Source organism: Nonomuraea phyllanthi, from assembly GCF_006334985.2.
Classification (GTDB): Bacteria; Actinomycetota; Actinomycetes; order Streptosporangiales; family Streptosporangiaceae; genus Nonomuraea; species Nonomuraea phyllanthi.
The window spans coordinates 284,548-309,255 of the sequence record NZ_VDLX02000006.1 but is presented as its reverse complement, the minus strand read 5'-3'; the positions used below and the strand labels follow the sequence as shown (position 1 = coordinate 309,255).

At 68.9% G+C, this 24,708-nt stretch carries 15 protein-coding genes; 4 read left to right on the top strand and 11 right to left on the bottom strand.

Features of this window, described 5'->3' with window-relative positions; translation table 11 throughout:
• Nucleotides 1-22 precede the first annotated feature (22 nt).
• Nucleotides 23-1,633 carry a GH39 family glycosyl hydrolase gene (locus FH608_RS18520; protein WP_139631772.1) on the top strand — a complete coding sequence of 537 codons (1,611 nt, stop codon included), beginning with the start codon at nucleotides 23-25 and terminating at the stop codon, nucleotides 1,631-1,633.
• A 102-nt stretch (nucleotides 1,634-1,735) separates the two neighbouring features.
• Here the strand turns inward: FH608_RS18520 and FH608_RS18515 are convergent, their stop codons facing one another.
• The 5 genes from FH608_RS18515 to FH608_RS18495 all read right to left on the bottom strand — a co-directional run bounded on the left by FH608_RS18515 (nucleotide 1,736) and on the right by FH608_RS18495 (nucleotide 8,098).
• Nucleotides 1,736-3,775 carry a right-handed parallel beta-helix repeat-containing protein gene (locus FH608_RS18515; RefSeq protein WP_139631771.1) on the bottom strand — a complete coding sequence of 680 codons (2,040 nt, stop codon included), beginning with the start codon at nucleotides 3,773-3,775 and terminating at the stop codon, nucleotides 1,736-1,738.
• 65 nt (nucleotides 3,776-3,840) lie between these two features.
• Nucleotides 3,841-4,992 carry a mandelate racemase/muconate lactonizing enzyme family protein gene (locus tag FH608_RS18510; protein WP_226899694.1) on the bottom strand — a complete coding sequence of 384 codons (1,152 nt, stop codon included), beginning with the start codon at nucleotides 4,990-4,992 and terminating at the stop codon, nucleotides 3,841-3,843.
• Nucleotides 4,993-5,026: 34 nt separating this feature from the next.
• Nucleotides 5,027-5,854 (bottom strand): carbohydrate ABC transporter permease, encoded by an 828-nt coding sequence (locus FH608_RS18505; RefSeq protein ID WP_139631769.1) that lies wholly within the window; start codon nucleotides 5,852-5,854, stop codon nucleotides 5,027-5,029.
• Nucleotides 5,854-6,825 carry a carbohydrate ABC transporter permease gene (locus FH608_RS18500; protein WP_193318490.1) on the bottom strand — a complete coding sequence of 324 codons (972 nt, stop codon included), beginning with the start codon at nucleotides 6,823-6,825 and terminating at the stop codon, nucleotides 5,854-5,856. Before FH608_RS18500 ends, FH608_RS18505 begins: the two co-directional genes overlap by 1 nt.
• A 4-nt stretch (nucleotides 6,826-6,829) precedes the next feature.
• Nucleotides 6,830-8,098 carry an ABC transporter substrate-binding protein gene (locus tag FH608_RS18495; protein WP_139631768.1) on the bottom strand — a complete coding sequence of 423 codons (1,269 nt, stop codon included), beginning with the start codon at nucleotides 8,096-8,098 and terminating at the stop codon, nucleotides 6,830-6,832.
• Nucleotides 8,099-8,224: 126 nt separating this feature from the next.
• On the opposite strand from FH608_RS18495, the gene FH608_RS18490 reads away from it, so the two are divergent.
• Entirely contained in the window at nucleotides 8,225-8,995 is a 771-nt protein-coding gene (locus FH608_RS18490) for a FadR/GntR family transcriptional regulator (RefSeq protein WP_139631767.1), read from the top strand.
• A gap of 276 nt (nucleotides 8,996-9,271) precedes the next feature.
• Here FH608_RS18490 and FH608_RS18485 read toward each other — a convergent pair whose 3' ends face one another.
• From FH608_RS18485 to FH608_RS18470, 4 genes are read right to left on the bottom strand one after another with little or no spacing between them, the layout of a single operon-like run.
• Nucleotides 9,272-10,537: a cellulose binding domain-containing protein gene (locus tag FH608_RS18485; RefSeq protein WP_139631766.1), complete on the bottom strand. Its 1,266-nt coding sequence runs from the start codon at nucleotides 10,535-10,537 to the stop codon at nucleotides 9,272-9,274.
• A gap of 19 nt (nucleotides 10,538-10,556) precedes the next feature.
• Nucleotides 10,557-12,407 (bottom strand): family 43 glycosylhydrolase, encoded by a 1,851-nt coding sequence (locus FH608_RS18480; protein WP_139631765.1) that lies wholly within the window; start codon nucleotides 12,405-12,407, stop codon nucleotides 10,557-10,559.
• Between the two features lie 41 nt (nucleotides 12,408-12,448).
• Entirely contained in the window at nucleotides 12,449-13,804 is a 1,356-nt protein-coding gene (locus FH608_RS18475) for an extracellular catalytic domain type 1 short-chain-length polyhydroxyalkanoate depolymerase (RefSeq protein WP_193318489.1), read from the bottom strand.
• Entirely contained in the window at nucleotides 13,801-15,132 is a 1,332-nt protein-coding gene (locus tag FH608_RS18470) for an extracellular catalytic domain type 1 short-chain-length polyhydroxyalkanoate depolymerase (protein WP_139631764.1), read from the bottom strand. The genes FH608_RS18475 and FH608_RS18470 overlap by 4 nt, the downstream gene beginning before the upstream one ends.
• Before the next feature lie 541 nt (nucleotides 15,133-15,673).
• Here FH608_RS18470 and FH608_RS18465 point away from each other — a divergent pair.
• A complete protein-coding gene (locus FH608_RS18465; protein WP_193318488.1) occupies nucleotides 15,674-17,128 on the top strand; it encodes an endo-1,4-beta-xylanase in 1,455 nt (484 codons plus the stop codon).
• A 109-nt stretch (nucleotides 17,129-17,237) separates the two neighbouring features.
• On the opposite strand, the gene FH608_RS18460 is transcribed toward FH608_RS18465, so the two are convergent.
• A complete protein-coding gene (locus FH608_RS18460) occupies nucleotides 17,238-20,054 on the bottom strand; it encodes a glycosyl hydrolase family 95 catalytic domain-containing protein (protein WP_226899664.1) in 2,817 nt (938 codons plus the stop codon).
• An 88-nt stretch (nucleotides 20,055-20,142) separates the two neighbouring features.
• Nucleotides 20,143-21,891, bottom strand: coding sequence for an RICIN domain-containing protein (locus tag FH608_RS18455; protein ID WP_139631762.1), 1,749 nt, complete (start codon nucleotides 21,889-21,891; stop codon nucleotides 20,143-20,145).
• 697 nt (nucleotides 21,892-22,588) lie between these two features.
• Between FH608_RS18455 and FH608_RS18450 the strand changes: the two genes are divergently transcribed.
• A complete protein-coding gene (locus FH608_RS18450; protein ID WP_226899663.1) occupies nucleotides 22,589-24,616 on the top strand; it encodes an RICIN domain-containing protein in 2,028 nt (675 codons plus the stop codon).
• The last annotated feature ends 92 nt before the right edge of the window (nucleotides 24,617-24,708 follow it).

Here is a 24,708-nt window from a genome sequence, read left to right as displayed (position 1 = left end):
TCTCCGAAGAAGAAATGAGGTCATGGTGCTGATCGACGGAAGGTCGTGCGACGAGAGCGTGCTCCCGCACGTCTGGAGCAGGTGCATCGGCGCCGGACGGGCGAACGAGGCGCTGCGCGCGGACTGGCGGCAGCAGTTCGCCGAGGTCGTCGCCGCGGCCGGAATCCAGTACATCCGCTTCCACGGCGTCTTCCACGACGACATGTTCGTGTACCGGGAGAGCTACGGCGGCGGCTTCGGCCCCGACTCCCCTCTTCCCGCGCCGGTGCACACCTTCAGCTACGTGGACAAGGTGTTCGACTTCATCGTCGACCACGGCGTCCGCCCCTTTGTGGAGTTCGGCTTCATGCCGCGCGGGCTGGCGACCGCGACCGAGACGGTGTTCTGGTGGGGCGCCCACTGCAGCCCGCCCAAGGACATGGCGCGCTGGGTCGAGCTCGTCACGACGTCGGTCGAGCACTGGATCGACCGGTACGGCCTGGCCGAGGTGCGGGAGTGGCGCTTCGAGGTGTGGAACGAGCCCAACCTGGTCCCCTACTTCTGGACCGGCACGAAGACCGAGTACTTCGAGCTCTACGAGCAGACCGTGCGGGCGATCAAGCGGATCGACCCCGAGCTGCGGGTGGGCGGGCCCGCGACGAGCGTCTTCGTGCCCGATGACCGCTACCGGGGTGAGGTCGAGGACCGCTCCGCGATGCACGACACGGCTGCCGCCGCGGACGTGGACGCGCTCGAATGGCGCCCGGTGTGGATCGAGGACTTCATCGCCTGGTGCGCCGAGCGCGATGTCCCGATCGACTTCGTCTCGACCCACCTCTACCCCACCGACTTCGCGTTCGGCGCCGACGGCGAGGGGGTGCACATCACCCGCTATGCCGATGCGACGTTCGACGACCTGACCCTGCTCCGCAAGCTGGTGAGGAACAGCCCGTATCCCGACGCGGAGATCCACATCTCCGAGTGGTCGACGTCGCCCTCGGCCCGCGACTTCATCCATGACACGCTGTTCGCGGCGACCTACATCACGCGGGCGTACCTGAGGTGCGCCACGCTCGCCGACTCGATCTCCTACTGGACCTTCACGGACGTGTTCGAGGAGGGCGGCGCCGGGATCGGGCCCTTCCACGGCGGCTTCGGGCTCGTGAACGAGGCGGGCGTGCACAAGCCCACGTTCCACGCGTTCACGATGCTGGAACGGCTCGGCGACCGGCTGCTCCTCTCGACGTCCGACGGGGTCGTGACCCGCGACAGCCGGACGTCGGCCGTGGCGGCGGTGTTCTTCAACTACCCCGAGGACATGGCCATGAAGGGGGTCGGCTCGCAGAACTCGTACGCGGCGACACGAGCGCTGGCCGGGATGGGGCCGAGCCGGAGGATCCGCCACTCGATCGGCGGGCTGGAGCCAGGCACCACGTTCCTCGTCGAGATCCTGGACTGGGAGCACGGGAACGCCGCCGAGGCCTGGTACCGGATGGGCTCGCCCCTCAACCTGTCGAAAGCACAGGGCGAGCACCTGAGCGGGGTCGCCGACTCGCTCCTCGGGTTCACGCTGACCGTCCCCGACGACGGCGTGCTCGACCTCGACGTCGAGCTCGCGCCGTGGGCCGTGATGTCGTTGAGGCAGGCGGCCTGACCGGATCGCGGCGCATCGGCCGGGCGGGGGCCGGCCACCGAGCTGATCGTCCGAGCGCCGCCGCTCCTGCCCGGCCGTCCGGGCAGGAGCGGCGGCTCGCCGTCAGCGCGGCGTGCGGTACGGCCCGGTCGGGCCCGCTCTGTCGATCACCCGTTCGGCTTCGCTCGGGAGATCGCCGGCCGTGACGGTGGTGTTGTCCCGCGCGGTGTTGCCGCGCTGGCCGTCGACGATGCCGGTGATGGCGGGGTTGGTCGTGTAGTTCCCGATCAGCGTCAGGTCACCGGTGCGGTTGCTGTTCTGGTTGTTGGCGTGCGCCCACTGCGCCGCGGTGTCGACGAACACGTTGCGGTGCGCGGACAGGTAGCGGGAGCCCTCGTCGAAGTACAGGCCGAGCTGCCCGCTGTTCTCGCAGTAGTTCTCGTCGATCGTGCTGCGGGGCATCGCCGAGAGGGTGTAGATGCAGCCGGCGTCGAACATCGTCTGGACGACGTTGCGCACGTGGTTGCCCACCAGGCGGACGTCGGTCGAGGTCGTCGGGGTGTCGTAGACGGGCTGGAAGTCGTAGAGCCCGCGCTTGAGGTACTCGGGGCTGCCTCCCGGGTCGTTGGCGCCCCACCCGAAGCCGACCCCGATCCCGGTGTACGGCATGTCCGAGACGTAGTTGTGCTCGATCGTCAGCCGCGTGACGTAGCTGGCGAAGATGGCGTCCTGGTCCAGGTATTCGCGCGCGGTCGAGTAGACGCGGTTGTCGCTGAGCCTGATGTCCGTGTTGGCCATCCGAGGGTCGGAGGGATGGTGCGCGTCGGGTCGTACGCCGCCGACCACGATGCCGCCGCCGGCGCTCGCGGTGAAGGTGCTGCCCGTGACCGTCACGTGGTGCGCGCCCAGTCCCACGCCGCTGGCGTGGGCGTTGGCGTCGTTGCCGATGCCCAGCCCGACGGAACCGAGGTTCACGAACGTGTCGCCGACGAAACCGACACCCTCGGCGGCCGACACCTGCACCGCCGCCGGCGTCTGCGCCCAGCCGTTGCGCGATCCCTCGAACCCCTTGCAGCCGAACGCGCACGACGTGAACGCGTCCTCCGGCCGGTGCGGCTGCACGCCGCTGATGAAGACGCCGGTCTGCTGGTTGGCGTAGCCGTCGGGTGTGCCGGGGTGCAGCCACGTGGTGCCGGTGAAGGTCAGGCCCTCGAACCGCAGGTTGCGAACGGGCTCGTCGTACGTGCCGCCGACCTGCACCAGCGACTCCAGCCGCGGCAGCTCGACGCGAGCGCGTGAGAGGTCCTGCCCGGCGAGGGGCTTGTAGTAGAGCGTTCCGGCGCTCGTGTCCAGGTACCACTCGCCGGGCTCGTCGAGGAACTTCCTGGAGTTCAGCAGGGAGAAGGTCGGCGTGCGGAACGGCGACTGGATGGTGTCGTAGCCGTAGGTGTTGTTGTCCCAGGCCGGCTGCTGCATGACGACCGTGGAGCCGGAGATGCTCTGGACGGGCGCGAAGCGGTTGGTGAACGACAGCTTCGCCTGGAAGTCGATCCGCTTCTGGTCGGGCAGCTCGGCCAGGTAGGCGAGGTCGGGATTGTCGATGGTGAAGCCGTCCGCGTTGAGCTTGATGTCGTCGCGTGCGAGCTTGAGGCGTGCCCGCTGCGCGAGGGCCCCGTCCACGTAGAGTTGCCGGCTGTCGGATCCCGTGCCGACCTGGGCCTTGTACACGCCTGTCGCGGCGTCGTCGAGCTCCCAGCCGGTGACGGGCTCGGCACCGCTCAGCACGGGATGGGCCCCGCGCCTGGCCTTCCAGATCACCGTGTGCCCGTTCCGACCGGAGTCGGCGGCGTCGAACCGCAGCGGCGCGGTCAGCCGGTAGGTGCCGTCGAGGAGTTCGACGGTGACGTCGCGCCTGCCCTCGGCCGCCGCGTCGCGCGCCCGCCGTTGTGCCTCCTCCAGCGTCGCCAGCGGCCGTCCGACGCTGCCGGGACCCTTGTCGTCGGCGTTCTTGGCGCCGGCGGGCGCGACCACGATCGTCCGGCCTCCCGGGGCCGCGGCCTGCGCCGGGGCGGCCACCGGTCCGGCGAGGAGCCCGGTGGCGATCACTAAGGCGGCCGATGCCGCGGTCGGCGTTCTTCTGTTCGGCATGAGCGACAGACGCACGTGTGTTTCCCTTCTTTCGCACCTGTGGGGCATGGCGTGGATGAGCGGCGCGAACGGACCCGCGACTAGGGGGTGAGCCGGTGCCGCGCCGTGGCACCGGGATCGGCGACCGCCAGCAGCCGCCGCCCGGCGTGCTCGGGCCGGACGTTGGGAGAGCCGGCCGCCATGGCGCCGTCCGTCCGGCGGGCGAACGACGTGATCGAGTCCTCGTCGACGGTGACGCCCAGGCCCGCGGAGTTGCCGAGGACGAACGCGCCGTCCTCGACGGTCAGGTCGAGGGACACCCCGCGGGGCGGCCGCAGGTCCTGCAGTTCGCTGATCAGGTGGTTCGGCACGGACGCCGCGGCATGGAGCAGGGCGATCGGGGTGGTGCCGATCGGGCTGACCGGCAGGTCGTGGGCGTGGGCCAGGGCGGACACGCGCAGGAAGTGGGTGATCCCCCAGACGGCGGCCATCTGGACGATGTCGACGGCGCCCGCGGCCAGCAGCGGTCTGTACTGCTCGAGCCCGGTGAGGTTCTCCCCCGTGGCGACCGAGGCGCGGATGCCGCGGCCGACGACGGCCAGCCCTTCGGCGTCCCATCGCCGGACCGGTTCCTCGACCCAGACCAGGTCCAGGTCACGCTCGATCTCGCCGACGTGCCGGACGGCCTGCTTGCGGGTCCAGGCCTCGTTCACGTCGAGCATCAGGCCCGGCCGCGCCCCGTGCGCGGCCTCGGTCAGGACCTCTCGTAGCAGCGTCAGGCGGTGCCGGTCGCGTTCGATGTCGAGGCCGCCCTTGAGCTTGGCCGCTCTCAGCCCGTGCCGCGCGTAGTCCTGGTAGACGGAGACGAGTTCCTCGTCCGTCAGGCCGAAGTCGAGGCCGGAGGCGTAGGCGGGGACCCGCCTGTCCCGTCCGCCCAGCAGCCGCCAGAGCGGTTCGCCGGCGGCCTGCGCCTTGATGTCCCACAGAGCGGTGTCGAGCGCGCCGATGGCCCCGAACACCGCGCCCGCGTGGCCGGCCTTGAAGGTCTGCCGCAGCATGCGGTCGTAGAGAGCTGTCACGCCGCGTGGATCTTCGCCCTCGATGGCGGCGAAGACGGTGTCGAGGTGCGCGTGCGGTCCGAGGCCGACGCCGGTGATCCCCTCGTCCGTGTCCACCAGGACGATCGGCACCGGAACGTTCCCGTCGGCGTAGACGCCGTTGACGTCACCGACGGGACGGCCCCATTCATGCACCGTCGTCAAAGTCCGATACCCCGATATCCGCATGTCAGCCCTTCGTGGAGCCGGCGGTGACACCGTCGGCGATTTGACGCTGAAGGAAGAGATAGATCAACAGGACGGGCAGCGCGGCGATCAGCACTCCCGACGCGAACTGGGGGATGTTGTCGGAGTACTGCCCGCGCAGCGAGGTGACCCCCACCATGAGGGTGCGATGCTCCGGCGACGGCATCAGCAGCAAGGCGATGAGAACGTCGTTCCAGCAGAACAGGGCGTCGAGGATGCCGACGGACAGCAGGGCCGGAGCACCGAGCGGGATCATGATCCGCCGGTAGACGCCGTAGGTGGAGTTCCCGTCGATCCTCGCGGCCTGGACGATCTCCACCGGGATGGTCCTGTAGTGGCTCGTCATCAGGAAGATGGTGAACGGGAGGAACTGCGCGACGTAGGCCAGGATCAGTCCCGGATAGGTGTCGATGAGGCCGGTGTCCGCCATGACCCGGGCCAGCGGCACCATGATCACCTGGAACGGGATGAACAGCGCCGCCAGACATCCCAGGAACAGCGCCGAAGAGCCGCGGAAGCGCAACTGGCTCAGCGCGAAGCCGGCCATCGACCCGAGGAGCAGCAGCAGGACCACCGAGACCGTCACCACGATGACCGAGTTGGCGAAGTAGCGAGCCATGCCGACGCTGTTCCAGGCCGCGGAGAAGTTCTCCAGGTGCGGGGAGCTCACCGGCGAGAACCGGTCGAGGATGTAGTCGCGCCGGGTCTTCACGGCGACGTTGGCGGTGAACAGGAGGGGATAGACGGTCGCCAGCGCCAGGAGCGCCATCGGGACGGCGGCCGCCCACCTGCCGAGGTGCCTGCCGCGCATCAGTCTTCACTCCCCGCCCGGCGGAGCACGCTCACCTGCAGGATCCCGACCACGAGCATGATGAGGAACAGCACCGTCGACGCGGCCGAGGCGAGCGCCGGGCGGTTCATCTGTCCCTGCTGGATCCAGACGTAGAACTCCGGCAGGTACGTCGACCCTTCCGGACCGCCGCTGGTCATGACGTACAGCAGGCCGAACATGGATGTCAGCATTCCGATCATGGTGGTGACGAAGACGAACTGGAGAGTGCGGGACAGGCTCGGGATGATGACGTGCCAGATGATCCGGGGCAGCGACGCGCCGTCCATCCGGGCGGCGTCCAGGAGCGCGGTGTCCAGGGTGGAGAACCCGGCGAGGAACACCACCAGGGCCATCCCGAAGGTCGCCCAGATGTGCACGCCGGTGACCGTGAACATGGCGATGTCCGCGTCGCCGAGCCAGTCGACCGGCCCGAGGCCGATCGCTGCGAGGGCGGTGTTCAGCGGGCCGTCGTAGCCGAGCATCAGGTTGAAGATCGCGCCGACGATCACGGGTGAGAGCACGGCCGGGAAGAAGTAGACGCCGCGGAAGACCCGATGCCCTGGGACCCGCAGGTAGATGAACGTCGCCAGCAGGCCGGGGATCGCCACCGCGACGGGAAGCAGGACCACCAGCCATCCGACATTGCCCAGCGCGGTGCGGAACAGCGGATCGCCGAGCAGTTCCGCGTAGTTGTCGAAGCCGACCGCGGTCCCGTTGCGCTCGCCGTCGCCGGTGAAGGAGAAGTTGACGCCCAGCAGCAGCGGCCACAGCCGGAGCGCCACGATGATCAGTACGGCCGGGGCCACCAGGACGAAGGGCGCGAGACGCTCGGCCCGCACCCCTCGGGAGGTCTTCCCGGGCAGGCCGCGCACCGGCCGCTCGATCTCTGTTCCGGTGGCCCGCTCCGCCTCAGCCGAGCCGACCGCCGGTGACGAACCTCCGATCGGCACGCGATCAGCTCACCTTGTCGGAGGCGGCCAGCTGCTCCACCACGTCGTCGACGCTCGCCGACCCGCTGAGGAGCTTCTGGGACAGCCTGCCCATCAGGTCAAGGGTCTTGGAGGACAGCGCGACATGCAGTGCGGGCTTGCCGCCCTTGATCCTGGAGACGATCGCGGCGACGGCCGGGGCGCCCTGCGACACCTCGATCGTGGTGTCGGAGGTGATCGCGCCGGCACCGGCGTAGAAGGCGGACAGCGCGCCGGTCGAGGTCAGCGACCGCACCAGGTCGGCGGCCAATTGCGGGTCCTTGGCCGACTTGGCGACCCCGTAGCCGATTCCGCCGTCGTACGGGAGGACGGGCGTGGCGCCGCTGGTGACCACCGGTGCGGCCATGACGCCTACGTTGTCGGCGCCCAGGAACTCGCCGAAGTCCTTCCAGTGCCCGACGTCGGACATGAGCCCGATGATGGTGGCGGCCTTGCCGGTGTTGAAGATCGCGAAGGCGTCGTTGAACAGCGCGGTGGAGTTGGCCCCGTCGTTGTTCAGGCCGTCGTCGTTGACCTTCTTCCACAGGCTGAAGATCTGCTTCACGTGGGGGGAGGTCCAGTCGCGCTTCCCGGCGATCCAGGCGTCGTACTCCTCGGGTGTCAGGATGCCCGGCCCGAGGCCCGACATGAAGAACTGGATCCCGAAGCCCTCCTTGTTGCCGAGGGCGAAGCACTTCGCGCCGGTCGCCTTCTTGATGGTGGCGCAGCCGGCGGCGAACTCGTCCCACGTCTTCGGCGGGTTCGCCGGGTCCAGCCCCGCCTTCTGGTAGATCGACTTGTTGTAGTAGATCGGATGGCCCTGCAACGTCACCGGGGCGGCATAGATCTTGCCGTCCTTGCTGAAGGCGTCCCAGCCCGCCAGCCGCTGCTTGTCCTCGGCCACGTACGGGTCCAGCGGCAGGAGGTCGTTCACCCGATCGCGGATCTGCCCGCCGCCGTTGAACAGCATGACGTCGGGGCCCTTGCCCGACTGGGTGGCCGCACCCAGCAAGGTGTAGTACTGGTCGAACGGCTGGGCCACGAACTCGACCGTGACGTCGGGATGCTTCGTGGCGAAGTCGGCCTTCGCCTTCTCGATGTAGGAGGCCACGCCGGGTTCACCGGACTTCCAGTCCCAGACCACGATCTTGCTGCTCGAGTCCCCGGAGGAGGACTGCGTCGGTGCGGCGCTTCCGCAGGCGGTCACGGCCAGTCCCGTGATCAGGATGACCGGCCACAGTGTGCGCTGCTTCATTGTTGATCACCTCCCAGAGCGCGGCCGGCGATCTCCGGCCGCGTTCCGGAAACGTAACTCGTATGACGTATGACGTCAATGGGATGCCGTATGCTGAGCCGGTAGCGCTGCCCACCGGAGGGGGATATGACGGCATCGCAAGAAGCGCCCGGCAGCGCCTCCGTCCCGCCCGCATGGGCTAGGCGACCGGCCAGTCTGGCCAAGGCGGTGACGGCCGAGCTCGTGGAGCGCATCGTCCGCGGCGTGCACCCGTCCGGCACGCCCCTTCCTCCCGAGCCCGTGCTGTGCGAGACCTTCTCGGTGAGCCGGACGGTCGTCCGCGAGTCCGTGAAGATCCTCCAGGAGAAGGGGCTCGTCCAGGTCCGCCAGGGCGCCGGCACCATGGTGACCCCGCCCACGATGTGGGACATGCTCGACGAGCTCGTGCTCGCGGCGACCATCGACATGGACGAGAGCCTGGGGATCCTCGACGACCTCGTCGTCACCCGCCGCCTGCTCGAATCCGACATGGCCAACTTCGCCGCCCGGGTGGCGGACGATGACACCGTCGAGCGGCTGCGCACGCTGGTGGACCGCATGGACGAGCTCGTCGACGACCACGTCACGTACGCCGACCACGACCGGGCCTTCCACGACACGATCATGCAGGCGTCCGGGAACCGCATCGCGCGGGGCGTGGTCCGCGCGCTGGAGAGCCAGGTGATCAACACGGCCCGCTACATGGGCAAGACCGAACGCGCCCTGTGCGTGGCGTCCAACCAGGGCCATCGCCGCATCTACGAACGCATCGCCGCCCACGACCCCGACGGCGCCACCGAGGCGATGTTCACGCACATCACCGAGGCGTGGCTCGTCCGGCGCAACGCGCCCAGCGCCCCCGTGCGCCTGCAGCGCTAGCGCCATCGCGCTCCCGCCCGCCGATCGGTCACCGGCGGAACGGGAGCGGGAGCGGGAGCGGTCTGGCGTCAGCGGCGCCGCCGCGCGTGGATGGTCAGGTGCGCGTCCTTCGCCGGTTGATCGTCAGGTGCGGGTCCACCGCTGGTCGCCTCCGCCGTTTCAGGTCCACAGGATGATCGGCGTGCCGATGCCGGCCTGCCCCGCGCCCCAGGCCGTGTCGACGGCAGCACCGCGCGTGGAGATGCGGACACGGGATCTCCTTCGAGACGAGGCGGGTCAGGAGGCCTCGCAGGAAAGGGTGGGGGTGGCCGCGGCGCCGTTGGCGGTGAAGCCGAACGTGGTGGTGCCGCCGGCCGCGATCGAGCCGTTGTAGGACTCGTTGCGGACGCTCACCTCGGCTCCCGAGCCGGAGCGGACGCCGTTCCACAGGCTGCTGATCGCCTGCCCGTCCGGCCAGGTCCAGCCGACCGTCCAGCCGCCGACGGCGCTGTCGCCCGCACGGACGGTGACCGCGGACTGGAAGCCTCCCGGCCAGGAGTTGACGGTCTGCATCGTGGCCGTGCACGCACCGGTCCCCGGCGTGGGGGTGGGCGTCGGGCTGGGGGTGGGGCTGGTCGAGGGCGAGCTCCCGAACTGGGAGAAGAACGCCCACACCTCCGTCTTGGTCCAGGTCGTGGCGCCGTTGTCGGCGTAGGTCCCGTCCACGGGTCCAGGCGTGTGGCCGTTGTCGAACGCGGCCCAGACGACCGGATAGCCGGCCCGGCACCCCGAATAGGCGGTGACGATGTGGCTGCGGCTGCCCGAACTCGGCTCGGGCGGGTTCTGTGCTGTGCAGCCGTTGTTGCGGACGAACCTGTCACGCAGCGCCCGTCCCTGCGCGATGTTGAGCACCGTGTCCCCGATGCCGTGCAGCCCCATGTACGCGATGGGCTGCGTGCCGCCGCTGCACCCGCTGAGCTGCGCGCCGGAGAAGACCGCGACCGCGCGGAAGACCGTCGCCCGCGAGCACGCGAGCGAGAAGCTCATGGCGCCGCCGTAGCTGAAACCGGTGGCGAACAGCTGCGAGGTGTCGACGCAGAGATCCGCCTCGATGAGCCGGATCAGGTCGTCGACGAAGGTGATGTCCTCGCCGTTGTTGTTCGCCCAGCCGTTGTTGAAGCCCTGGGGTGCGACGAAGATGGCGCCGTTGTTCGACATCTGCCGCAGCCCGTAGAAGGACCACGGGTAGCCGCTGGTTCCGCCGGAGTCGACCTCGGCGGCCGTGCCGCCGAGCCAGTGGAAGCCGAAGATCAGCCGGTAGGGGGTGTCGTTCCGGTAGCCGTCGGGGAGCCGGAGGATGTAGGAGCGGTTCTTGCCGCTGGTCTGGATCGACTGCGTCCCGCTCCTCAGCGTCGGGGTCTTGCCGCATCCGGCGGTCGCCGCCAGAGCGCCCGCGGAGGTCGCGGCTCCGCCCGCGTCGCTGCTCAGCGCCGCACGGCCCATGGCCAGGACGAGAATTACGGCGGCCGCGACCGCTCCGATTAACCTGCTCTGCTTGGACATCAGCTGACTCCGATCCGGATCACTGGAACGAGGCGTCGTCGATGGTGAAGCCGTCGGTCCCCGACGCCGTCTCGACGTAGAAGGTGGCGCCGGTCAGCGTTCCGCTCCATGACACGGTCGCCGTGCCCGTGAGCTTGGTCCAGCCGCCGGTGTTCACCACCGTCGCCGGCGTGAGCTGGATGTAGTTCGTCGTGCCGTCGGCGGTGACCGCCAGGGTCGCCTTCGCGCTGGGCGTGCCGCTCTGCGACCGCACCCAGACGCTCGTCGTGTAGCTCTTGCCGTTGGTGAGCTTGGCGGTGACGTCCTGGGTGATGCCGTTCCATGACGCCGTGCGCCCGGTGATGGACAGCGCCCGCGAGCCGCCGTGAGCTGAGCCGGTGACGGACGACAGGGTTCCGCCGAACGTGCCCCAGCCCGTCGTGCCGCTCTCCATGTCGCCGTTCGCCAGCAGGTTCCCGCCGGTGTCCCCGCCGTCCCCGGTGCCGCCGGTGAACTGCCACCAGTTCACGTTGAACAGGTAGCCGCTGCCGCCGGTGTACTTGAGGTACAGGTCATGGGTGCCGGTAGCGCCGTTCACGGAGCAGGTGACGGTCGTCCACGTCTGCCAGCCACCGGTGCCCGGCACGGTGCAGGTCCCCACCAGCGATCCGTTCACGGAGTCGAGGTGGAGCTCGATCCGGCCGCCACTGGCCGCCGAGGCCACCCGCGCGGCGAAGGACGTCGCGCCGGAGCCGAAGGCGACGCCCTTGACCTTGACGTAGTCGCCGTTCTCGATCCAGCCGACGTTCATGCCGCCCTCGCTGGAGGGCTCGGTCTCCACGCCGGACTCCCAGGCGATCGTCTCGGCCTCCTGCCGGACGTAGGGGTTCAACGTGCCCACCTGCGGCGCCCCGGTCGTGGTCATGGTCATCGTGGGGATGGTGCCGTCGGCGTTGTAGGAGAACTTCTCCACGGCGACCGAGCGGGTGAAGCCGCCACCGCCCGGCAGGGCGCCGTTGTGGTAGAAGAAGTAGGACCCGCCGTTGAAGTCGATGACGCCGGGGTGGTTCGTGAAGCTGCTGCCCTGCGTGGGCATGACCGTCCCGCGGTAGGTCCAGGGCCCGGTGGGGCCGGGCGCTGTCGAATACCCGATGAACTCCGAGCAGCATTTCGCCGCGAAGACGTTGTAGTAGAGGCCGTTGCGCTTGAAGACCCAGGGCCCCTCTTCGTACAGGGTCGGGCGGTTCGCGTCGCCGGTGCGGGTGCCGAAGCCCGCGGTGGTGAGCGGGATCCGGGTGGGACTGCCCGAGTACGAGATCATGTCGGCGTTGAGCCTGACGTACCACAGGTTGGGGTTGCCCCAGTAGAGGTAGGCCTGCCCGTCGTCGTCGATGAAGACGGTGGGGTCGATCTCGCCGTTCCTGACCAGCGGGTGGCCGATCGCGTCGGTGAAAGGCCCGGTGGGGCTGTCGGAGACGCCGACGCCGATGGCCATCTGGCCGCTCGCCCGGTCCTTCACCGGGACGTACCAGTAGAACCTGCCGTTCCGGTAGACGGTCTGACCGGCCCACGCGTCCGCGCTCGCCCAGCTGAAGGTGGCGACGCTCATCGGCGAGCCGTGGTCGGTCCAGTTCACCATGTCCGCGGACGACCAGACCCGCCACTCCTTCATGGTGAAGTACGTGGAGCCGTCCTCGTCGTGTCCGGTGTAGAGGTACACCCGGCCGTTGTGCACCAGCGGGGCGGGGTCGGCGGTGTAGATGGTCTGGACGATCGGATTGTCCGCTCTGGCCGTGCCGGGGATCATCATGACCGCGCAGATCAGCGCCATGATCACGAGCGCGCCGCGTCTCGCCGGGGAGCCGGGCCGAAGGGGGGATGCGACTTTCATGGTCACCTTCTGGGGTCGAGGGCGCGAGGCCGCGGTGAAGGTCAGGTACGGGTCCAGCGCTGGTTGGCGCCGCCGTTACAGGACCAGATCTGGAGCGCGGTGCCGTTGGCGCTGGTGTATCCGGGTACGTCCAGGCACTTGTTCGCCTCGACGGCGGTGATGGTGCCGTCGCCGTTGAAGCGCCATTTCTGGTTGCCCTGGCCGCTGCAGTCCCAGATGATCACCCTGCTTCCGTCGGCGGTGGCGTGGTCGCCGACGTCCAGGCACTTGCCGCCGTACACGCGCAACTCGCCGGAAGCGGTGAGCGTCCACTGCTGGTTGGGCTGCCCGTGGCAGTCCCAGATCTGCGCCCGCGCGCCGTTGGCCTGGGACGCGCCGGAGACGTCAAGGCATCTGCCCGACCCCACGTTCCTGATGGCGCCCGACTCCCCCGGCGTGGTCGCGTCGAGCCCGAGGAAGGACAGGGCGTAGGGGAACATGCCCGTCAACGGCAGGGAGTGGCCGTATCCCGCGAAGCTGAGCCCCTCGACGGGGGCCTGGACGCCGGTGCCGCCGTACCGGGTGCGGGTGAGACCCTGCTTGGGGCTGTCCGTGTACGCGGGGGCCTGGCTCACCCCGTTGAGGTCGGTCCACTGTTTGATCTCTTCACCGAAGTTGGGGTAGGCCAGGGTGGTGTCGGTGGTGCCGTGCCACAGTTGCATCCGCGGGTAGCGGCCGGTGTAGCCGGGGAACATCGCGCGTGCCTGGTCACCGCACTGCCGGGCCGTCTTGACGATCCGGCCCCCGGAGCACTCGCTGTTCCACAGCGATCCGCCGGTGGTGGCGAAGCACCCGGCCGGGACACCGGAGAACGCCGCGGCGGCCGAGAACACGTCGGGGTACTGCGCGGCCAGCACGTTGGTCATCATCGCGCCGGAGGAGAAGCCGCTGACCACGATCCGGGCGGGGTCGACGTCGTAGCGCTGCCGGGCGTAGGAGACCATCGACATGATCCCGGTGGAGTCCCCGCCGCCGTCACGCGTGAGCGCGGCCGGGGTGGACACGTCGAAGCACTGGCCGCTGCGGGTGGCTTCCGGGATCACGATGACGTACCCGTACCGGTCGGCCGCGGTGACGTAGTCGTGGCCGACACCGTTGAACACCCCGGCGGCCGAGCCGGTGCAGTAGTGCACCATGACCAGCAGCGCCGGCTGGGCCGCCACCCGGTCCGGGACATACATATACATGTTCAGATTTGTCGGGTTGTTGCCGAAGCCGGTGACCCGGGTGAGCGACGCCGCCTCGGCGGGCCTGACGCCCAGCAGCACGGCGGCGGCCATCAGGGCCACGGCGGCGGCCGCGAGTACGGCGCGCAGGCTTCCGGCCAGCGTCGGGCCGCTGCGGATCGGCGTCGTCATCTCCAGGTCCACTTCTGGTTGGCGCCGCCGTGGCAGGAGTAGAGCTGGATCCGGGTGCCGTTGGCGGTGCCCTGCCCCACGGCGTCCAGGCACAGCCCGGACTGGACCCCGGTGATGGTGCCGTCGGCGTTCAGGCGCCACTTCTGGTTGTCGCCGCCCCAGCAGGAGTAGATCTGGATCACGGCGCCGTTGCCGCTCCCGCCCGCGTCGAGGCACTTGTCGCCGTAGACCCTGAGCTCGCCGGCCGATGTGGCGGCCCACTGCTGGTTGCTCCGCCCGTTGCAGTCCCACAGCTGTACGGCGGTGCCGTCGGCGGTGGCGGCGCCCGGCACGTCCAGGCAGCGCCCGGAGCCCACTCCCCTGATCGGCCCGGCATCGCCGGGCGCCGTGGGAGTCGACGTCGGGGTGGACGAGCCGTCGTCCAGGCCGAAGAAGCGGATGGCGTGAGCGGCCATCCCGGCGTGCGGCAGGTCGTGGCCGGCACCGCTGATGGTGTACGCCTCCACCTGCCCGGAGCCGAAGACCCGCCGGGTCCACCCGGACTGCGGGCTGTCAGTGGAGGTGGGGGTCTGCCCCAGCCCGTGCACGTCGGTCCACTGGTCCACCTCTTCCTGCAGCATCGTGTACGGCAGCACGGAGTCGGCGGTGCCGTGCCAGGCCATCACGCGCGGCCGGGGCCCGCTGTAGCCGGGGTAGGCGTTCCTGACCAGATCACCCCACTGCCGCGGCGTCTTGTCCCCGCAGCCGGCGGGCCCGAGGCAGCCGTAGGGCACGCCCGAGAACGGCGCGCCGGCCTTGAACACGTCCGGGTACGTGGCGAGCAGGTTGTTGGTCTCCATCGCGCCGGAGGAGAAGCCGGTGGCGAACACCCGCTCCGGGTCACCGTTGTAGCGCTGCAGCACGTAGCTCGTCATGGAGACGATCGACACGGGGTCGCTGCCGCCGCCGTGGCGCAGGGCCTCGTCCGACCAGACGTCGAAGCAGTTCGACATGCCGTTGGCGCTCTTGTTCGCCTGCGGGTAGATGACGATGAAGCCGTACCGGTCGGCCAGCGAGGCGAACTCGGTCCCCTGGTGGAAGCCCGGAGCCCAGCCGTTGCAGCCGTGCATCGCCACCAGGACGCCCGGCCGGGACGCCACCCTGTCGGGGACGTAGAGGTACATCCGCAGGCCGCCGGGGTTGGCGCCGAAGTTCGTCACTTCGGTCAGGGCCGCCGCCGACGCCCGTGGGGCGGCGGTGACGAACATGGACAGTGCGGTGGCCACGACCGTGACCAGAGCCGCGAGGCCGGCTCCGATGGTGGCATATCCCCTGGGACGCGTTTTCATCTGCTGCTCTTCTCTTCACATGGTCGGCCAGATGTTAGCGTTAACATGAACGCTTTTTGATCGCACCTCTCCTCGGAGCCGGTGGCATGTGGTGGCAGAGCGGAGCAAATACGAGGCCGAAAGGTACTGTCAAGAAGCGTGAGCTTGCGACGAGCCGAGGGGGCCGGCGGCCGAGCGCGCTCACCTCGCCTCATCAGGCCCGAAACCACGCGCCGACAGGAGAGCGCCGCCGTGAAACTTTCACACAAGGCCGCCTGTCAGGTACGTCTGACCGAAAGTTTCAAGAGCAACGAATCGCGGTAAGAACGGGGCATCATCGGCGGTCAGCCGAGCCTGATCCCGAAATTTTCGCGGATTCCTTGACAATTTTCGGCACGGTTCTCACACTGAGTCCCCAAGGCGATCTCCCTGTCAGTCGGTGGTGCGCGGCAGGGGCCGCCGTCACGACGCCTAGTGGTGTGCGCTCCCCGTGGGCGCGGCGTCGGGTCCCGCGAGTGTGTCCCCGCACACTCTTCCCATGATTCGCAATGGAGGCTCAGGCATGCGCGTCAACGCCATGTCCCCATCCACCGACCGCCGCCCGTTCGGCGGGCGACGGCGGACGTTGATCGCCGGCACGCTCGGCGCACTCGGTCTGATCGCGGCGATGGCGTCGCCGTTACCGGCGAACGCCGCCGAGAGCACGCTCGGCGCGGCGGCCGCGCAGAGCGGCCGCTACTTCGGCACCGCCATCGCGTCGGGCAGGCTCGGCGACTCCGCCTACACGACCATCGCCGCCCGCGAGTTCAACATGGTGACGGCCGAGAACGAAATGAAGATCGACGCCACCGAACCGAACCGGGGCCAGTTCAACTTCAGCCAGGGCGACCGCGTCTACAACTGGGCCGTGCAGAACGGCAAGCGGGTCCGCGGGCACACCCTGGCCTGGCACGCCCAGCAGCCCGGCTGGATGCAGTCGCTGTCCGGCAGCTCCCTGCGCCAGGCGATGATCGACCACATCAACGGCGTCATGAGCCACTACAGGGGCAAGATCTACTCCTGGGACGTGGTCAACGAGGCCTTCGCCGACGGCAACTCCGGCGGCCGGCGCGACTCCAACCTCCAGCGCACCGGCAACGACTGGATCGAGGTCGCCTTCCGCACCGCGCGCAACGCCGACTCCTCGGCCAAGCTCTGCTACAACGACTACAACATCGAGAACTGGTCGTGGGCCAAGACGCAGGGCGTCTACAACATGGTCCGCGACTTCAAGCAGCGCGGCGTGCCGATCGACTGCGTCGGCTTCCAGTCCCACTTCAACAGCGGCAGCCCGTACAACAGCAACTTCCGCACCACGCTGCAGAGCTTCGCCGCCCTGGGCGTGGACGTCCAGATCACCGAGCTGGACATCCAGGGGGCCTCGCCCACGACGTACGCCGCCGTGGTCAACGACTGCCTGGCCGTCCCGCGCTGCAACGGCATCACCGTGTGGGGCGTGCGCGACCAGGACTCCTGGCGCTCGGGCGACACCCCGCTGCTGTTCAGCGGCAGCAACAAGAAGCCGGCCTACACCGCGGTGCTCAACGCGCTCAACGGCGGTACCTCGACGACGCCGCCTCCGGGGGACGGCGGTGACGAGGGCACGATCAAGGGCGTGGCCTCCGGCCGCTGCGTCGACGTACCCAACGCCAGCACGTCCGACGGCACCGCGGTGAATCTGTGGGACTGCAACGGCAACAGCAACCAGCAGTGGACCCTCACCTCCGCGGGCGAGCTGCGGGTGTACGGCAACAAGTGCCTGGACGCCGGCGGCAGCAGCAACGGCGCCGTGATCCAGATCTACTCCTGCTGGGGTGGCGACAACCAGAAGTGGAACGTCAACTCCAACGGCACCATCACCGGCGTGCAGTCAGGGCTGTGCCTTGACGCCGTCGGGCAGGGCACCGGCAACGGCACGAGGCTCCAGCTCTACAGCTGCTGGGGCGGCGACAACCAGAAGTGGACCTACACCTCGTAGCGCCACCGGCACCAGCGGTCGCCGTGCGGACCGGAGCAGGGACGGCTCACCCCTGCTCTCGGTCGGCACGGCGATCTCGCCTTTCCCGGAACAGTGACCGGGGGGACGGTCACACGCCCGTGATCGTCCACTGGTTGTTGGTGCTGCTGTTGGGTGTCCACATCCCCACGGTGGAGCCGACGGTGCTGTTGCCCATGCCGTCCAGGGCGGTGCCGGTGCCCCGGTTGACGATCCGGTAGTGGCCGTTGCCCACGGGATCGAGGCGCCACTGCTGGTTGTCGCCGCCGTTCCAGGCCGCCTGCCGGGCGTTGGCGCCGTTGGCGGCGTTGCCCCAGCTGTCGGCGACCATGCCGTTGGTGCGGTTGACGATGCGGTACCAGCCGCCGCCCACATCCACCAGCTGCCACTGCAGGTTGGTGCTGCCGTCGTAGCTCCACTGCTTGAGCACCGAGCCGGAGGCGACGTTGCCGCCGCTGTCCAGCACCAGGCCGGTGGTGACGTTGGCGATCCGTACGTACGCCGGCGGCGGCGGTGCGGATCCGGTCATCCGGTACGTGCGGCCGGCCCGGCCGGTCAGCCCGATGACGTCGGACTCCGGATGGGTGACGGTGACCGTGTCGCCGGTCACGTTGTCCACCACCTGGTAATTTCCGGTGAACATGCGGCTGCGCACGTTGACCGTTCCGTCGCGGTCGAACGCGATGAGGATCTCGGTGGCGCCATCGGAGCTCCACGTCGTGTCCACGGTGTAGCCGCCACGTCCCCGAAGACCTCGCACCTCGCCGTCCGGCCAGGCCGCCGGCAGCGCCGGCAGCACGTGCAGCTCGCCATGGTGGCTCTGGAGCAGCATCTCGGCGATGCCCGACGTCGCGCCGAAGTTGCCGTCGATCTGGAACGGGGGATGCAGGTCGAACATGTTCGGCGCCAGCCGTGCCGTCGTCACGAGGAGGCGGAGCAGGTCATGCGCACGGGTGCCTTCCTCCATCCGCGCCCAGTAGTTGATCTTCCAGGCGAGTGACCAGCCGGTGCCGTCGTCACCGCGCAGTTCGAGGGTCCGCCGCGCCGCGGTGTACAGCGCCGGGGTGCCGCGCTTGGTGATCTGGTTGCTGGGGTGCAGGCCGTAGAGATGGGAGATGTGCCGGTGGGTGGGCTCGGTCTCGACCCAGTCGTACAGCCACTCCTGGATGTTGCCGCGCGAGCCGGTCTTCATCGGCGGGAGCCGGTCGCGGGCGGCGAGGACCCGCGCCCGGAAGTCGGCGTCGACGCCGAGCGCCTGGCCGGCCTTGGCGCAGCCGTCGAACAGGTCGCGCAGGATCTGGTTGTCCATCGTGGGCCCGGCGCAGACGCTGACGCCCGAGTGGTGGGCCAGCTCGGGAGAGTTCGACGGGTTCGTGACCAGATACCCCAGGTTCGGTTCCTGGACGAGGGTGTCGAGGAAGAACTGCGCGGCGCCCTTCATGGCGGGGTAGTACTGCCGCAGGAACTCCAGGTCGCCGGTGAAGGTGTAGTGGTCCCAGATGAGGGTGGACAGCCACGCGCCGCCGGTCTGCCACATGCCCCACAGCGCGCCGTCCACGACCGACGTCCCCCGCCACGCGTCGGTGTTGTGGTGGGTCACCCACCCGCCGGCGTTGTACTGCACGCGGGCCGTCCGGGCGCCGCTGACCGCGAGCTCGTCGATCATCGTGAAGACCGGCTCGTAGCATTCCGGCAGGTTCGTCGTGTCGGCCGGCCAGTAGTTCATCGGCAGGTTGGCGTTGATGGTGTATTTGGAGTCCCACGCCGGCGTCAGCGAGTCGTTCCAGATGCCCTGCAGGTTGGCCGGCTGGGTGCCCGGCCGCGAGGAGGAGATCAGCAGGTACCGGCCGAACTGGAACAGCAGCACGGAGAACTGCGGGTCGTCGGTGCTCGCGTGGCGGGCGATCCGCACGTCGGTCGGCTGGTCGGCCGCCGCGGTGCGGCCGAGGTCGAGCGTCGTGCGCCCGAACAGCCGCTGGTAGTCGGCGACGTGCCGGCCGCGGAGGTCGTCGTAGGTCCTGCTGACGGCGGCGTCGAGATGGCTCCGGGCGATGCCCTGGTAGTCGCCGCCGGCATCGCGCCAGTTGCGGTAGCTGGAGCCGATGGAGATCAGCACGGTCGCGCTGTCGGCGGACCTCACCTGCAGCGTGCCACCGGAACTGCTGACGCTGCCGCCCTCGACGACGGCCCGGGCCAGTGCCAGGAACCTGACGGAACCGGCCACTCCTTCCATGTCGCCCGAGATGCCGTCGAGCGCCACCGTGGCGCCGTCCGGGCTGGAGCGCGTCGTCCGTTGAGGGCTGTCGAACGTCGCGGAGAACGTGATCGAGCCGGGCCTGTCGGCCGTCAGCCGGATGGCGATCACCTGGTCCGGTGCGCTCGCCAGCACCTCGCGCCGGTACCGCACGCCGTTCTGCAGGTAGGACACCGCCGTGGTGGCCGTGGTCAGGTCCAGGTACCGGTTGTACTCCGAGACCCCGCCGCCGCTGCCGAAGGTGAGCCGCAGATCGCCGACGGTCTGGTAGGCCAGCTGGCCCACGGGGGTGCCCCGCATGTTCTGGTCGATCATCGTCTGGGCCTGGCTCCACTGGTTCTGGAAGACCAGCTGCCGGATCTGCCCCAGCGCCCCCGCCCCTCGGGGATTGCTCTGGTCGTACGGTCCACCCGCCCAGACGGTGTCCTCGTTGAGCTGCAGCCGCTCGGTGTCGACGTTGCCGAACACCATGGCGCCCAGGCGGCCGTTGCCGATCGGGAGCGCTCGCAGCCAGTCCGTGCCGGCGCTCTCGTCGTACCACAGTGCCAGGTCGTTCGCGGCGCTCACCTCCGGAGGCGGCGCCGACGCGGCTCGGGCGGCGGCCGTCCAGGGCAGCGGCAGCATCGCGGCCCCGGCCGCGCCCAGTCTCAGCACTTGTCTTCGCGATAAACCAGACATCTCGCTTCTCTTTCCCTAGAGGGTCGCGACCGGCTCAGCCGTTCCGCGCGGCGGGCGTCAGTTGTCAGCCGATCCGTACGAGTTGCCATTGCTGGTTGGCGCCGCCCCAGTCGTCGTACTGGACGATGTTGGCGCCGTCGGCGGTGGAGGCGCCCTGGACTTCGAGGGCCTTGTTGCTGTTGCGGTTGATCAGGCGTACGTAGCCGTCGGAGCTGTCGGAGAGTCTCCATTGCTGGTTGGTGCCGTTGTGGTCGCTCCATTGGACGACGGCGGCGCTGTTGGCGGTGGAGTAGTTGTAGACGTCGAGGACTTTGCCGGAGTGGCGGGATTTGAGGCGGTAGTAGCCGCCGCCGGAGTCGACGAACTGCCATTGCTGCTGGTTCTGGTTGTTCCTGGCCCACTGGGTGATGCGGGCGCCGTCATTGGTCGCCAGGTTGTAGACGTCCAGGGCCTTGCCGCTGTTGCGGTTGACCAGCACGTACCACGCACTGGTGTCGATCCCGCCGGGAGCCTGGGTCACGCCGGTGACGAAGGTCATCACGCTCCGGGCGGGGAGCGTGACGGTGAAGGAGCCGTTCGACACGCCGGTCGCGCCCTGGGGCGCGACGTTCCTGCTCGCGTCCGTCAGCCAGGACGAGACGCTGGACGCGGTGCTGTTCGCCAGCGTGAACTGCTGGCTCACCGCGGAGGTCCCCTTGTTGATCGCGACGACGACGACGGAGTCATCGCCCGAGTACGCCGAGACGTACACGTTCGACGCCGGGTTCGCCGTCGCGTCGATCCGCACGTATCCGGGGCGGACGAACCTGGCGAAGTGCGCCATGTTCGCTCCGCGCTTGCTGATCTGGCCGTCCTCCCGCATGGGGCCGTAGCTGCGCCGGATGTACCACCAGATGTACGCCTGGAACTCGGCGTCCACCATGGCGTGGTGGATGTGCTCCCCCACGTCGAGCGCCTGCGGCCAGAGGTCCGCCGAGTCGCTGCTGTTGGGGTGGTAGACCTCGGTCATCCAGAGCTCTTTGCCCGCGCCCTTCTGCTTGAAGAGGGGGTACGGGAAGTTCGCGTACGGGGTGCCGTAGAGGTGGGCCCCGATGATGTCCACGTTGGCGAGCGCCGTGGAGTCGTTGAGGATCGGGTCCGACATGTTCTTCAGGTACTGGAAGGACTCGGGCGCGATGACCCTGGTGCTGATCGAGCCGGCGTTCTCCCGCAGGAACCGCACCATCTCGGTGGGGGTCCACCAGGTCCACTCGTGCGCGTAGTCAGGCTCGTTCTGCACGGATATGCCGTACAGGTTCACCCCGTTGTTCCGCATGTGGGCGGTGAAGTCGTTCAGGTGCTGGGCGTAGGCGCCGTACATGTCGTACCGGAGCCTTCTCGCGTCGGTCTGGCTGCCGCGGACGAAGGTCTCGACCATGGTGGCGGGCGGGTTCCACGGCGACGCGATGACGGTCGCCCCGAGTTCGACCGCGCGCTGCGCCGTCGCCAGATCGCGGCTCCAGTCCGCCTGGTTCTCGGGCACGGGGATCCTCAGCACCGAGAACCCCAGACGGCCGTCCCCCGTGCCGAACGCCGTGTCGCGCTGGGCCGCTGTCAGGTCGCCGATCCAGGCCGTGTGGTTCATGCCGCCGAAGCCGCGGATCGTCTGCCGCCGTGCCGACGGGTCGATGACCGCCGTGGCGGCGGCCGTCGCGGCCGCGGCCGCCGAGGCGCCGGCGGTCGAGGTCATGGCCGTGATGACGGGCAGGGCGCCCATCGTCGCCAGCACCCTTCTCCGGCTCAGCGATCTCCGGTCGATCGGATCGTCCGTCATGTCTCCTCCTTGGCTGTGGGTCGCCGATACGCGCCGCTCTCGGCCTCCTGGGCCGGACGATCCCGGCACGTGGGAGCGCTCCCAGCATGGCTTTCACGGGGGCGGCGGGAAGCCGGTCAGAAATGCGGCCAGTTCAGAAGGGGCCGAAAAGGTCGGAGGCGTTTACATCCTCTGCAGGAAGGTAAGGCCCTCGCTGCGGCCCGTCAACCATGCCCGAGGAAGAACCTTAATAAAGATCAAGTGGGGCCTACCGCTGCTCAGAGCGGGGAACGGCGGGGATCGGCGCATGTCCGGAGCACAGCAAGTTAACCAATAACCTTCGCAAGTTACTGGAATGCCACCTGGCAACTTCTGTGAAACTTTCACACCGACGAGCCGTGCGGCGCGCTCCCATCGGAGGCGAAACCCCAGGCAGGAGCGCGTTTCGAGGACAACGCCCGAGCCGGCGCGGAGCGCCCCCGTTGACGCGGAGCCGGACGTCAGATGTACTCCCCGACAACGCGCTCGACGCGGCAAGCAAGCAACCTCAGCACGATAAATGTTAACGCTAACAAGTTGGAGTCTTCCGCTATCTAGTCGAGGAGCCCTGGATGTCCCCCCACATCCCCCCGCCCGCTCGCACGGCCCGTCCCGACCTTCCGGATGATCGCGGGAGCGGGCTGTTAGCGCTAACACCTCGGATGCATCGGAGGTTCTGGTGAGACGCGTCCTCACGGTTCTCTCGGCCCTGCTTCTCGTGGGCACGTTGCTCACGCCGCAGGCGTCCGCCGCGACGGTCGACACCAGCGCGTGGTACGTACTGGTCAACCGCAACAGCGGCAAGGCCCTGGACGTCTACAACCTGGCCACCGACGACGGCGCCCGCATCACCCAGTGGGCCAGGAACAACCAGAACCAGCAGCAATGGCAGTTCGTCGACTCCGGCGGCGGCTACTACCGCCTCAAATCCCGCCACTCCGGCAAGGTTCTGGACGTCTCGGGATACTCCACCGCCAACGGCGCCGCCGTCGTCCAATGGAGCGACCACAACGGCACCAACCAGCAATGGAGACTCTCCGACAGCTCCGACGGCTACGTACGCCTGATCAACCGCAACAGCAACAAGGCCCTCGAAGTGCAGAACGCCTCCACCGCCGACGGCGCCAACATCGTCCAGTACGACGACTGGGGCGGCGCCAACCAGCAATGGCAACTCGTGCCGATCGACGGCGGCGGCGACCCCGACCCGGGCGGCACGTACACCAACCCGGTCGTCTGGCAGGACTTCGCCGACGGCGACATCATCCGGGTCGGCGACGCCTACTACTACTCGGCCTCCACGATGCACTACTCGCCGGGCGCGCCGATCCTGCGCTCCTACAACCTCGTGGACTGGGAGTACGCCGGGCATTCTGTCCCGAGGCTCGACTTCGACTCGGGCGCCTACGACCTGAACGGCGGCCGGGCGTACGTGAAGGGCATCTGGGCCTCGACCCTGAACTACCGGCCCAGCAACAGCACCTACTACTGGCTCGGCTGCGTCGAGTTCAACCGCACCTACGTCTACACCGCCTCCGCCGTCGACGGCACCTGGACGAAGCGCTCACGGATCAACAACTGCTACTACGACGCCGGCCTGCTGATCGACACCGACGACACGATGTACGTCGCCTACGGCAACGGCACCATCAGCGTCGCCCAGCTCTCGTCCGACGGGCTCAGCCAGGTACGCGCCCAGCAGGTGTTCCAGACGCCGAGCAGCGTCGGCACCCTGGAGGGCTCCCGCTTCTACAAGCGGAACGGCTACTACTACATCTGGCTGACCCGCCCCGCCAACGGCCAGTACGTCCTCCGCTCCACCTCGCCGTGGGGCCCGTACGAGATGCGCCAGGTCCTGCTCAACATGCCCGGCCCCATCTCCGGGGGCGGCGTCCCCCATCAGGGCGGGCTCGTCCAGACCCAGAACGGCGACTGGTACTACATGTCGTTCGTCGACGCCTACCCCGGCGGCCGGGTCCCGGCGCTCGCGCCGATCACCTGGACCGGCGACTGGCCGACCGTGCAGACCGTCAACGGCGGGTGGGGAGCCACCTACCCGAAACCGAACATCCAGACCGACCGGACCGTGGCGTCCATGATCGGTCCCGACACCTTCACGTCGAGCAGCCTCGGGCCTCGCTGGGAGTGGAACCACAACCCCGACACCAGCCGCTTCTCCACCGGCAACGGCCTGCGCCTGCAGACCGCGACCGTCACAGGCGACCTCTACAACGCCCGTAACACCCTGACCCACCGCATCCAGGGCCCGTCGTCCACGGCGACGATCGAGCTCGACTACTCGCAGATGGCCAACGGCGACCGCGCCGGGCTGGCCATGCTGCGCGACCAGTCGGCCTGGATCGGCGTCAAGCGCGACAACGGCGTCAACCGGGTCGTGATGACCAACGGGCTCACCATGAACGGCTCGTGGCAGACCACCGGCACCGGTACGGAGGCGGCGAGTGCGAGCATCTCGGGCGGCCGGATCTGGTTGCGGGTCAACGCCGACATCCGGCCCGGCTCCGGCAGGCAGGCCCGCTTCTCCTACAGCACCGACGGCAGCACCTTCGTGAGTCTCGGCCCGGCGTTCACGCTGAACAACGCCTGGCAGTTCTTCATGGGCTACCGCTACGGGATCTTCAATTACGCGACCCAGTCCCTCGGCGGCGCGGTGACCGTGCGCCGCTTCGACCTCACCACCCCCTGACAGAGCACGTCGATGGAGGGCGTCCATGAAACGACGTCTGTCCGGCTCGATCCTTCGCCGCCATGTCCACCAAGTCGGATGAATCGGAGCAC

Bases quoted from the DNA above. Each gene is read 5' to 3' on its own strand.
- FH608_RS18520 (WP_139631772.1), top strand. From the start codon at position 23: ATGGTGCTGATCGACGGAAGGTCGTGCGACGAGAGCGTGCTCCCGCAC.
- FH608_RS18505 (WP_139631769.1), bottom strand. From the start codon at position 5,854: ATGCGCGGCAGGCACCTCGGCAGGTGGGCGGCCGCCGTCCCGATGGCG.
- FH608_RS18495 (WP_139631768.1), bottom strand. From the start codon at position 8,098: ATGAAGCAGCGCACACTGTGGCCGGTCATCCTGATCACGGGACTGGCC.
- FH608_RS18490 (WP_139631767.1), top strand. From the start codon at position 8,225: ATGACGGCATCGCAAGAAGCGCCCGGCAGCGCCTCCGTCCCGCCCGCA.
- FH608_RS18485 (WP_139631766.1), bottom strand. From the start codon at position 10,537: ATGTCCAAGCAGAGCAGGTTAATCGGAGCGGTCGCGGCCGCCGTAATT.
- FH608_RS18480 (WP_139631765.1), bottom strand. From the start codon at position 12,407: ATGAAAGTCGCATCCCCCCTTCGGCCCGGCTCCCCGGCGAGACGCGGC.
- FH608_RS18475 (WP_193318489.1), bottom strand. From the start codon at position 13,804: ATGACGACGCCGATCCGCAGCGGCCCGACGCTGGCCGGAAGCCTGCGC.
- FH608_RS18470 (WP_139631764.1), bottom strand. From the start codon at position 15,132: ATGAAAACGCGTCCCAGGGGATATGCCACCATCGGAGCCGGCCTCGCG.
- FH608_RS18465 (WP_193318488.1), top strand. From the start codon at position 15,674: ATGCGCGTCAACGCCATGTCCCCATCCACCGACCGCCGCCCGTTCGGC.
- FH608_RS18455 (WP_139631762.1), bottom strand. From the start codon at position 21,891: ATGACGGACGATCCGATCGACCGGAGATCGCTGAGCCGGAGAAGGGTG.